Source organism: Clostridium sp. AF17-21AC (genome assembly GCF_003461365.1).
Taxonomy (GTDB): Bacteria; Bacillota; Clostridia; order Lachnospirales; family Lachnospiraceae; genus Coprococcus; species Coprococcus ammoniilyticus.
Map to the genome: position 1 here is coordinate 18,400 of NZ_QTWY01000008.1, position 13,015 is coordinate 31,414.

At 35.1% G+C, this 13,015-nt stretch carries 7 protein-coding genes and 1 CRISPR repeat array; of the genes, 2 read left to right on the forward strand and 5 right to left on the reverse strand.

All coding sequences use genetic code 11. The features are described from left to right. Positions 1–828: 828 nt before the first annotated feature. Positions 829–1,920, forward strand: a complete 1,092-nt coding sequence (locus tag DWW85_RS11250; protein ID WP_117808673.1) for a fibronectin type III domain-containing protein — start codon at positions 829–831, stop codon at positions 1,918–1,920. A 193-nt stretch (positions 1,921–2,113) separates the two neighbouring features. Further along, entirely contained in the window at positions 2,114–3,064 is a 951-nt protein-coding gene (locus DWW85_RS11255; RefSeq protein ID WP_117808674.1) for a PIN domain-containing protein, read from the forward strand. A 109-nt stretch (positions 3,065–3,173) separates the two neighbouring features. Here DWW85_RS11255 and DWW85_RS11260 read toward each other — a convergent pair whose 3' ends face one another. From DWW85_RS11260 to cas3, 5 genes are all read right to left on the reverse strand, one after another. Further along, entirely contained in the window at positions 3,174–3,947 is a 774-nt protein-coding gene (locus tag DWW85_RS11260) for a hypothetical protein (protein WP_117808675.1), read from the reverse strand. Positions 3,948–3,984: 37 nt separating this feature from the next. Continuing rightward, positions 3,985–8,676: a CRISPR direct-repeat array (repeat unit 30 nt; unit sequence ATTCACATTCCACCATGTATCTATTAAAAC). Between the two features lie 169 nt (positions 8,677–8,845). After that, entirely contained in the window at positions 8,846–9,124 is a 279-nt protein-coding gene (gene cas2, locus DWW85_RS11265) for a CRISPR-associated endonuclease Cas2 (RefSeq protein WP_117808676.1), read from the reverse strand. A 3-nt stretch (positions 9,125–9,127) separates the two neighbouring features. Further along, entirely contained in the window at positions 9,128–10,120 is a 993-nt protein-coding gene (gene cas1b / locus DWW85_RS11270) for a type I-B CRISPR-associated endonuclease Cas1b (RefSeq protein WP_117808677.1), read from the reverse strand. 12 nt (positions 10,121–10,132) lie between these two features. Next, positions 10,133–10,603, reverse strand: a complete 471-nt coding sequence (locus tag DWW85_RS11275; protein ID WP_117808678.1) for a CRISPR-associated protein Cas4 — start codon at positions 10,601–10,603, stop codon at positions 10,133–10,135. Positions 10,604–10,636: 33 nt separating this feature from the next. Next, positions 10,637–13,006 carry a CRISPR-associated helicase Cas3' gene (gene cas3 / locus DWW85_RS11280; protein WP_117808679.1) on the reverse strand — a complete coding sequence of 790 codons (2,370 nt, stop codon included), beginning with the start codon at positions 13,004–13,006 and terminating at the stop codon, positions 10,637–10,639. Between the last annotated feature and the right edge of the window lie 9 nt (positions 13,007–13,015).

Sequence of the window (13,015 nt, forward strand, 5' to 3'; positions counted from 1 at the left end):
GGATACGCCGAAGGTTTATGTTAAATATCCCATTACATATCAGCCTGTCACCCTCTTCCCACTATAAATGACCATTGCGGTTTCTATTCGATGCACACGCTCGATTCGTAAATACTCCTGTGCCAACTCGCCTTCGGCTCAAACAGGCACCCGTATTTACCAGCAGCGTGCATCTCATAACGAAATCCTCATTTTACGTCTTATTATAGTGGGAAGAGGGTGACAGGCTGATATGCAACGGGATGTTTATTGAATGCTTTTGGCTAATTAATTTGTATCACTATCTACCGCAATTCACTAACAGATTTTATAATGCAAATTTTGATAGAATGTATAATCTGCCAGATATAGCCGCAAGCCGCCTATTTTCTTGGTTTTTTCGTCATTTTGACTGTGCTTTCGTAGTAGCGTTATAAGCCGGCCTATGGTACAATTGATATAAGCATATCAAGAAAATGGTATGTTGGAATTTAGGGTTATGGAGCCGGATATACAGGTATAGAATTAACGTTTATTTTTTATATTCTGTTTGTGTCTATGGCAATATACCTTGTAATATGGCATACACGAGGCTTTCGTTATGAGATGCACGCTGGCAAATTAGAGTTAGCTACACGAACCTCAGACTTCGCGCTAACGCTCGTCTTCACTAAGTGCTCCGCTCAGCCGAAGGTGAGTTGGCACAGGAGTATTTACGAAAAAGACATATGCATCGAATAGAAAACGAAGTGTGTCATTTATAAGGTCTGTTGACAAAGGCACAAGCAGAATATAAAAATACATCAAATATAAACTGTATATATCGGACGAAGAAAGGAGTTGAAGGTTATGAACAAAAAGATTATCAGTCTCATACTCATGTTTATTATGATCGGAGAGCTCATGTTTACGAGCATGCCAGTCGTAAAAGCCAGTGACTATCTTGACGTAACAGCTACCGCTACCTCGATCACCTCGGTGAAATTGTCATGGGGAGCACAAAAAGGAGTTACGCAATATAAGATCTACCGGGCGGTTGCGGATGAGGATTGGAACGCAGGCAAATACAAACTGATCGCAACCATTTCGGGTAAGAAGAAAAGCTATACCGACAAAAAAGCGAAACCGGAAAAACGTTATACTTATATGATACGTGGTTATAAAAACAAAAAGAAAGTTATCGAAACCGGTATCCCAGCTTCTGCCTATACAGGCCCTGTGTGTTCATTTGACGAGTACCAGTTTGCAGAAGCCCCAAGAAGTACAAAGTCGATCACGCTGAAATTATACAGTTCAGGCGGCGTACTTCCAACCGGATATGAAATCTACCGGAAAGAAATGGGTATCGTGGGCTACAAGAAGATTGCAACAGTCAAGAAAAGTGTAGAAAGTCTGAACTACAAAGACAAGACGGTAAAAGCCGGCAAGACATACCGCTATAAAGTCAGAACTTATATTAAGGTCGGCAAAAAGAAATATTACAGTGCATTTACGGACTACGAACAGATATCTGCAACAAACCGAAGCGGTAAATATACGTTCAAATTTGACAACAGTGTAAAATGCGCTGATAACGAAACAGTATATAAGATCACCAGCAAAGCCTATAATGACACATTAAAATTATATGACAATGCTGTACTGACGATTGAACTGGATAATGGTTCGACCATTGAAACAGGTATTGATATCATTTCCTATCGCAAAGGTGATGGCCCATGGAAGAAATACAAAAGCAACCAGAGCCTGACTCTTAAGGCAAATGAAACACTCTGGCTCAAGGTTCGTGCTACACAAGATGTAAAGATTAAGAATCTCAAAAATGTACAGTCCTATGAACTGAATATGGATGTTACTTATGGTAAAATTAGCAGTTTCCTCTGGGCCTACCCTTATGCCGGTACAGCTAAGACTGTTATGAATTCAGAAGCGATTCATTAAATAACCGCATAATATAAAGTACCTCTGCTCCATGGTGGTTATATGATACAAGACAGAATTTCTGAAATGTATTGCATATGAAACTACTATGGGGTGGAGGTGTTTTTTTGCCGACATTTATGTCGATATTTTCTTGTTCAGTTAGATATAATTATATGCTATACTTATTTTGTTCTGGTTGAACGAGGTAATCATGAGAAATATATTTTTTGTAGATAGTGAGAATGTCGGCGATTCCTGGATACAACTATTTGATTATCTGAATGACGATGACTGTATCCTTGTATTCTACACCGACAAGTCTCCTAACATGTCCTATGCAAATGTTGTCGCATTGAAACAGTCCCCTTTTGAACCTGAGTTCATCCTCTGTGAAAACGGGACTGATAATGCCTTAGATTTTCAACTTGTAACCTACCTTGGTTCGTATACTGTTAAAAATCCGGACGACAACCTCATCATTGTTTCAAAAGATAAAGGTTTTGACAGCGTGGTACATTTCTGGACGGAACGCGGATACCATGTATGCCGCAAGGCTCCCTCCATTTTCCACACACTGGCAAATGAACTATCTGTACAAAAACCGCTGCTTCCTGCAATTCCTGCTTTTGCTACAGTACCGGAAAGTATTGATGATTCAGTAATAAAGGCAGAAAATCCAAAGTCGGACGTGATCGTAGAAGCCACTCCCGCTGCGAATCCTGTCAAAATTGCTGTTTCTGCTAAGATTGATAAACAAGCTGCTATTCCAGAAGCTGTATCTACGCCGCTGTATGATAAGGAACAGGTCGATACATTACTTTCCTGTGTCGGGAAAAGTAATCTATCCGCCATCCACAACATACTTATATCAATCTACGGTCAGGAAAAAGGAAGTTATATCTATGGTATAGTAAAGAGTTCATCCTACGAGATACCAAAGGTCAACTGGCAAAAGAAAACAAAATACCGTAAATTCTTATCGATTGTTTACTCTAATGCCGGTATTGCTCTCATTGATGATTTCTATAAAAAACTATACCCGCACAAAGCAAACCTTCGGGAAATTCACAACCTCTTCGTGACCAAATATGGTCAGGAAAAGGGTACCGAATACTATCGCTACTATAAATCGCATGCAGAATTTCTGCAAAAGACATTCTAGCATGTAATAAAAAGAACCAGAACAAAGTTCTCCCCCGCCACAGGAGCCGAATCGCATATAGGGGATGTGGTAAGTAAGGCTGTGGTGGGGGGAGTATGTACATGTGCTACTACTTTTTGATCTCAGTGTTACATCTGTATTTGTATCTATATGGTCTTATTAAATTCTCATATAATTTATAACTGCATATATCTATATAGCTTACTTCTTGTTCTTTTATGGTTGTATAGCAAATCAGTCTGGGATTCTCCTTTATATAGCACTGCTTCTCAAAATCCCATTCACATATAAACACCTTTTCAAATGGTGATTTCTCTATAACCCTAAGAAAATAATCCGTAACACCGTTTCTTTCTTTTGTTTTTAACAGATGTTCCATACAATCAAATTCATCATCTAAAACAAATATAAACAAGTCCGTATCCCCTTTAGGATGTAATTTTTCCTTTTTCTTTATTCCCGCAATAATATTATCTATATCAGCTTCTATCACTGGTATATCCGATTTAAATTCTGAGGGTTGCCCATCTTTGTAATTAAAACTTTTCGCAAGAAGTCGTTTATCTTTATCGAATTGACATTTTCCTTCTTCTGTAAATGAACCATCGATATTTCTTTCATAATCCAATGCAATAAAACGCATTTGCGCTTCACTTATTTCCTGTAATTTCTCCGTTTTCTCTCTAATAGATAATCTATCAAATTGTGTTGGAGATTTTGCTATTTTATTATTATGTTGCGTATGTGTTACTTCTAAATAATTCCCTCCTTGAAATTTTAGATCAGGCATACTCTTACTTGAATTATCATCATAATATTGATTGTCAAATATATAGCCTTTTAATTGTAAAATCTCCTTCGCTTCCTGTTCTCCTTGTTTCATTTTATTTTCCCCCTTTTATTTTAATTATATTTTCTTTGTTATCATTCCACTATGTATCTATTAAAACGTAACTCAAGCTCAATACTATGTAAAATGTCCATAATCCACATTCCACCATGTGTCTATTAAAACCCGGCATATCCGATACAGCCGACCAATCCTTGCGCCAATTCACATTCCACTACGTATCTATTAAAACAAAGATCCCGGCTCCGGTCTATTTCGTCCTCTATAAATTCACATTCCACTACGTATCTATTAAAACTGGCATAAGACCTGCAATAGTTATACAAAATGCAGTATTCACATTCCACTATGTATCTATTAAAACAACAATAACCGCCTTATCCGTCGTCATGCTCCAAAATTCACATTCCACCATGTATCTATTAAAACCTATAGACCAGGATAGTATCTGACAGCTTTTCTTCATTCACATTCCACCATGTATCTATTAAAACGCTTTTCCCTCCTCAAAAACTTTCGCCCGAACTTTATTCACATTCCACCATGTATCTATTAAAACACAATACAGTATACGCGAGAGGTACGGGAAACCAATATTCACATTCCACCATGTATCTATTAAAACAGTAAATTCCAACGATTGCCGAGCTCAATTTATTAGATTCACATTCCACCATGTATCTATTAAAACTACTTATAGCAAGATCGAACTGGTCCTTTCCAAGATTCACATTCCACCATGTATCTATTAAAACAAGAAAATTGCACTTGATACCAATAAACCGCTTTCATTCACATTCCACCATGTATCTATTAAAACTGGTTTACATGTACCGGCACATATCGTCAGATCGCAAATTCACATTCCACCATGTATCTATTAAAACGAAATGCTTCTTTTAACTGTTCTTCACCAAACGACATTCACATTCCACCATGTATCTATTAAAACTTATGATGATGTATTCTCGCGCTACCTTACACTCATATTCACATTCCACCATGTATCTATTAAAACCATATAATACAGCAGGATTATCCGCAAACGCATACAATTCACATTCCACCATGTATCTATTAAAACTCAAATGGCGACATGAACCTTATGCTCTGTAAGGTGTATTCACATTCCACCATGTATCTATTAAAACTTTCCCCAGTATACACAAGTTCATCAGAAGTATATACATTCACATTCCACCATGTATCTATTAAAACACGGAACAAAGGCAGTTACACCAGACACTATCTACATTCACATTCCACCATGTATCTATTAAAACTGTCCAAAGTATACGGAAGACGATTTGGTTTATGAATTCACATTCCACCATGTATCTATTAAAACTAAATCTGGAGAAAGGAAGGTACTTAGTTATGACAATTCACATTCCACCATGTATCTATTAAAACCTGTGCAGCATTAAAAACTGTATAGACATTTGATATATTCACATTCCACCATGTATCTATTAAAACGGTATTAAGAATAATGTCATGCGTGGAGGCTATTGGATTCACATTCCACCATGTATCTATTAAAACTAAAAAATATGTCAAACGGAGTATTAACAACCGTATATTCACATTCCACCATGTATCTATTAAAACCAGTACGTTTTTGAGTAAAAAAGTTAGTGATTTTTCATTCACATTCCACCATGTATCTATTAAAACCATATCGTGCAAATTATTCTGTTATTGACGAATATGATTCACATTCCACCATGTATCTATTAAAACCAGAAGCCGCGGCGGCTCTTGCTAAAACAGCATCAATTCACATTCCACCATGTATCTATTAAAACTAAGCACTTTCTGGTCTCCACGCACCGCGCAATAATATTCACATTCCACCATGTATCTATTAAAACTGCAATTTCAAATCAAAATAAAGATGAGGATGGTTCATTCACATTCCACCATGTATCTATTAAAACCACATGGATAGAAATATGACGTGTATATATATCTTATTCACATTCCACCATGTATCTATTAAAACTCCGCAAATTTTCCACGAATTTTTCCGATTCTTTCATTCACATTCCACCATGTATCTATTAAAACAATTTCTGCTGAAATCCATTCATCATTGTTTATCATATTCACATTCCACCATGTATCTATTAAAACACTGATTATTTACGCTTTGCAACTTATTTTTTAATAATTCACATTCCACCATGTATCTATTAAAACGATAAATAGCGGATTACCACAATTGTGATTGCGATATTCACATTCCACCATGTATCTATTAAAACCAGATACATTCGAAGAGACGCAAAGCGGTAATATATTCACATTCCACCATGTATCTATTAAAACATTTTTCTTGCTCTGAATTTTGAAATAATTCAAGCTATTCACATTCCACCATGTATCTATTAAAACGAAAGTGATGGAGGAAATCGGTGGATACTTAACACTATTCACATTCCACCATGTATCTATTAAAACGCTATAAAGAATCTGCCGGAAAAGTTGCTTAATATATTCACATTCCACCATGTATCTATTAAAACAAACAGAAGCAAATACACATCGTCTATTGTCTTCGGCATTCACATTCCACCATGTATCTATTAAAACAAAATCAAACAATCTTGCCCTTTGTATCCATCCAGATTCACATTCCACCATGTATCTATTAAAACAAAATATCAGTTTTGCGAATAGTTGCATAGATAAAATTCACATTCCACCATGTATCTATTAAAACTCAGATCACTGGCAGCCTGTACTGTGTAAATAAATTTATTCACATTCCACCATGTATCTATTAAAACTATGATACCAACCGAACAAATGCCCCATAATGGCGCATTCACATTCCACCATGTATCTATTAAAACTGTGTCTATTCCATATTCATCTACAACGCGTATGATTATTCACATTCCACCATGTATCTATTAAAACCAACAGCGCAAAAATAACGATTTTGGAGGTAAAAAAATTCACATTCCACCATGTATCTATTAAAACTGGTGCATCAAAAGTATATCAAAAAAATATACTCATTCACATTCCACCATGTATCTATTAAAACTCGGGTGAGGGCGACACAACTAACACAGTAAATTCATTCACATTCCACCATGTATCTATTAAAACGCTAATTTCTGCATTGTGTCAGTTAGAATCAAAGTGATTCACATTCCACCATGTATCTATTAAAACAAGGGATGAAAGGATGATGTATCATTATGAAAATAATTCACATTCCACCATGTATCTATTAAAACTATGACGATGTATTCTCACGCTATCTTACACTCGTATTCACATTCCACCATGTATCTATTAAAACATCTCCTGTAAGTTCGATAAAAAAACCACTTGGAAAATTCACATTCCACCATGTATCTATTAAAACTATCGAACTAGGCGCTTTTGCGCATGGGGATTATTTATTCACATTCCACCATGTATCTATTAAAACAACAGTAAAGTATTTATCAATCACTGCTAAAAATTCATTCACATTCCACCATGTATCTATTAAAACAACAGTAAAGTATTTATCAATCACTGCTAAAAATTCATTCACATTCCACCATGTATCTATTAAAACAACAGTAAAGTATTTATCAATCACTGCTAAAAATTCATTCACATTCCACCATGTATCTATTAAAACTATCTTAACCCCTCAGTCTTTCGGTGAGGAACAGCTTATTCACATTCCACCATGTATCTATTAAAACTAAAACTGATTCTACAGAATACGGCGGTGGTTATCGATTCACATTCCACCATGTATCTATTAAAACTATGTTGAGCTAGTACATAACTACCCTGCTGATGGATTCACATTCCACCATGTATCTATTAAAACGGGTATTGACTTTTGAAATCATAGTGACCGATATGCGATTCACATTCCACCATGTATCTATTAAAACCGGTATACGCAAGGGGAACAGGAAATTCACTGGATAAAATTCACATTCCACCATGTATCTATTAAAACGGTCATGATAATGGAAGAATTATAAATTTTAAAGGTATTCACATTCCACCATGTATCTATTAAAACATGCGAGACAGAGGGTGTCGCAGCAAATACAACACTATTCACATTCCACCATGTATCTATTAAAACCCCAGCAGATAGCTTTTATCCTTTTCGGAAAGCTTATTCACATTCCACCATGTATCTATTAAAACAGATGGAAACAAGTCCACGTTTTCTGGTTCGTCTCTATTCACATTCCACCATGTATCTATTAAAACCTGCACCTATTTTTTCTGTAGAATCTGATTTATCATTCACATTCCACCATGTATCTATTAAAACTCTGTTCGGTTGGTATTATAGCGTATGTCATAGTATTCACATTCCACCATGTATCTATTAAAACCTTGCTGTTTTTGATGTTGTTACTTTAGTCTTATAATTCACATTCCACCATGTATCTATTAAAACAGGTATCCACCAAATTCCATACGCGAACGGTACACATTCACATTCCACCATGTATCTATTAAAACCATTTTCCGGAATATCACCTTGCGTATCAAACATTATTCACATTCCACCATGTATCTATTAAAACTATAATGCCAACCGAACAGATGCCCCATAATGGCGTATTCACATTCCACCATGTATCTATTAAAACGCGGAACAGGGCGATGTATCAGAATACGATCTTTCATTCACATTCCACCATGTATCTATTAAAACGGGTAACACAAAGACAGTTGAAACCGTGGAAAAATTATTCACATTCCACCATGTATCTATTAAAACCAACACTATAAAAAAGCAATATTTTACAATGCTTTCATATCCTCTTTCTGTCGACCTTGCTTCAATACTGGGAATACACATTCTATTTTTTAATTGTATATTCCATTTTTCTATATTTCATCACATTGTCGACTGACGGCAGTTTTTGCAATATTTATGGTCGACAATTTCAAATAAAGAAACTGGCTTTGTCATCTTCCTTACCCCAAAATTCTTTATTCAACCATTTTTCATGCCTGCTTTTAAATATAATAACGGAATCCAATTCATGATCAATATATTCATCCAGCTCCTGTTTCAGCTTCACAAGTTGTACTTTTGTGATATCTCCCTCAAAAACAGAATTTTGTATATGGGACAAATACCTTTTACAAATCTTAAAAATATGATTCCATCGTTTTTGTCCATTGTTTTCTTTATTTATGTCATATACCAATACTACATACATATTTCACCACCATATTCTGAATCCTTCATATTCTTTTTCACCGATCAGATGCTTGATCAACTTGTATAACTCTAAACGCATCAGATACTGATATGTAACAGGGCGACCTAAATCTTTATGCATAATTGTCTGCTGTAATTTTTTCTCCAACTCCTGTGCAATCAATCTGGATGCATCCCTATTCAAATGCAAATAGTTCAACTCCTTCGTAAAACTTTTTTCTGTTATCTGATTACGGTTTAATAAAGAAAAAAGAAGTCGATCTCCTATCAACGGTTTGAAAATTTCTGCTACATCCAGACATAGCGAAAATCTTCTGACACCAGGTTCATGGAGATAACTTATCGTCGGATTCAATTGTGTATGATATACCTCACTAAGAACCTTTGAATAAATCAGAGAATTAACAAAAGAAATCAACGAATTAATCATGTTATCAGGCGGATGCATAACTCTTTTATCAAACTCTATTTCCTGATCAATGATAACATTCCACGCTGCATAATAATGTCTTCGTATATTTCCTTCTATTCCCATTAACTCTTGAATCGTTGATGTTTTGGGTAATTCTTTTCTCAACGAATCAATTTCTGACATATAGGAAGACACATCCTTACCTCGCCCGTTATAATACCGGAGATTTCGGTAAATATTATCGGCAGCCGCTTCTATAATTTTTTTTGCAATGGTCAATCTCTTGCCATAATCAGTATAATGTTCAACCTGTTTTACCAATAATTGACCTGCCAACAGCTTTTCTTTTGGATAAAAGCTACCTGTATAAAAATTATAATAATTGAAGAAATGTATCGGGATTCCATATTGAGAAATGTAACTCAAAAATGTTGTATTAAATGACATTTCTGACATGACATAAATATCATCAATTCGTTCAATCGGAATATCTCTTTTTTCTCCACCTGTAGATATAAATTGAAGTGTATTATCTTTTCTTTTTAAATCTCCACTATTGTAAATATAAAAACTTTGTCCCATTATCCCTCCATGTTAGATAAAACACAAATCATGATATGCGCACTTTCCACATATTTTTTGTTTTTCAAATGCTGGTGGTTGTTCCTGCATTTTTAACTTTTCTATATCTGCAACTGTCTTCTGCAACTGTACTTCATCATCCTCTGACAGTTCTACAACAATATTTTTTTTGATCAATGGATAATCAATCTTTGCCGTTAAGCCCTTAACTCCTCGTTGTTTCAAATAATATAGATAATATTTAACCTGCCAGATTCCTGCTTCTTCTATTGCCTTGCTCTTTTTTATCTCATGTAATTCCTGATGCTCTTTTATAAAATCAATATTTATTACATTATCGATATTAATGTGTTTATCATCACGCCGGTAACTGTTCTCATCAAGTAATTTACCCAACATAACATTTTCATTATCGGATTCCATGTTTATTTCATTTATGAAATACCATAATTTTCTTTTACACACAAAATAATAATAAATCATTACACCAGTAACTCGATTTTCCACAATTCCTCCTTATATGAAATTCCACTCATCATCATACTTCGTTAACGATAAGCCCATACCCCGTCCTGTCATTTCATCAAAATCATATAATAAGCATGTCCTGTGAATATCTAATCTGCCATTTATACAATTCAAATCCACACCATCTAATTTTCTCCGATCCGAATACAGATTCAGATTAAGAGTTATATCTGCCAGTTTTGCTTTCAATATCCTTCGTATATTACTGTCAACATATGGTGTATCTAAAACACCCGTTATTGCCTCGATCAGCTCCTGATTTTCCTGATATATTCTATCTGGGATTACTGTAATACTTTTTATTCCACGAAAATCCTCATCGATATCTTTCTTAGATGTATAATCTAACGGCTGCAACGATTTAAATTTAGCCAGATTTCTTTTTATCGTTTGGAAGTAAGCCGTATTCTTTAATGCGTCTACATCATAAACTTTATTCATATACTGAACTTTATCTTTTTCGGAAAAAAGCATTCCATTATATTCCTCTAATAACCGTACAGATCTATCATATATATCACTGTCATATATTCCTTTTCCATTCTTCATACATCCTGAATAATTAACATAAATTAATACATTTGCATCAGTTATATCCTTTTTTCCTGCTCTATTACACCGTCCCATTCTTTGCAATAAACTGTCAGCCGTACACATCTCCGTATAAAGAACATCAAAATCAATATCCAGACTTGCTTCTACAATCTGGGTTGTTACCCATATACCTGTCATCTCATCATTATCGGAAAAATCCATTATCATCTTTTCCAACTGATCTCGATGTTTCCGAATATATCTGGAATGAAGCAGGAATACCTCGTCTGTTCTTTGGGATAATTCTTCATATACCTTCTGTGCCTTTGATACTGTATTGCATATGACCAAAACTTTTTTCTTGTATCCATCTTCCGCAATTCTGTCAAAATCAAATTCTTCATGAAATAATGCGATCGTATGCCTGTCTGTTCCCATTGTATCGGAAAAATCTCTAAAAATATAATCACGATCCTTTATCAACCGATATTTTCGCATAAAAAATTCTAAAACCGGCGGAAATGTTGCTGTTATGATTGCGAATTTTCCTTCCATTTGTTTTAGTTCTGACAAGCCGTAAATTAATGCTGCTACTATCTTAGGAGAATATGACTGAATCTCGTCTATAATTAATTTTGAATATTTCAGTGTTGCTGCAAAAATCTCAGTTCCCGGGGCTTTATAAACAAATTTAAATAATTGATCTACCGTGCAGACAGTAAGTGGATACGAGAACAATTTTGCCTGCTCATATCTGGTATTCCCATCTGTAAATTTCCCATCTGTTCCATCAAAATAACTGCTTAAGCTATCAGAATGAAGCAATGCTACATCCTTATACATATACCTGTCCTTTATTCTGCTATATATGGCATTAGAAGAAACTTTTAACGGTAATGTATAAAAACCTTTCTCGCCATTTGCCCATAATAAAGCTGCCTCTGTTTTTCCTGATCCAGTAGGTGCTATAACTACAACATTATCATCACTATGTTCCTGCATAAAAACCTGCAACTCACGCAATGAATTTGAAAAGTAATCGCGAATCGTGCTGCATAATTTTTTCTCAGCAATGTCACTGTGTAATTCTGCTTCTTCATATCCTGCACTTACCGTCCAGTCAAACTTATTCAACAAGCCCTTTATCAACATATATTCACACCATGTTTGCTCATCTACACTTCTCAATTTCATTGTAGGATTATTCGAATACAACAGTTGATTACGATTTGCGGCAGAAAATTTCACATCTTCCTTTCCCAAATATTCCTGCAAATATTTTTTATACCATTTATCGTAATAGTCATAAAAATCCTTATCAGAAAAACTATCCTTCCGATCATGATGATAATAGACGGCTGTCAATAACACAGAAAAGTCATCGCCTGTACATTCTGGTATTTCCTGCTTAACCTGTTTCTCTGATAAACTAAGTGCACTAAGAAAACCATGTGGTATCTGCCTTTCAGCCATCCTTGTAAGTTGGGGATTGACAATTGTCTGGAAAATATAATTAGCTTTTCCAAGGTCATGCACTCGGCATGCCTCTAAAACCAGATTCTTTTCCTTTTCTGTAAAATACATATCAAAAATCTCAAAGAATTTTCCTGCACAGTTAACAATATCCTTCTCATGTTCTCTTAAAGTTTTTTGCTCCTGAACAGTTTGCTGTTTCAAAGAATCCAAGTAAGAAATGATCATCTTCGACTCGTTTTCATTCAATTTATCCATCTGGCTGTCCAAAAGATAAATCAATATGTTTCTGATGTCATTTACATTTTTAACTTCCTTCTTGGTGTCATTTGACTTTGCATAATATTCCATATCGTATTG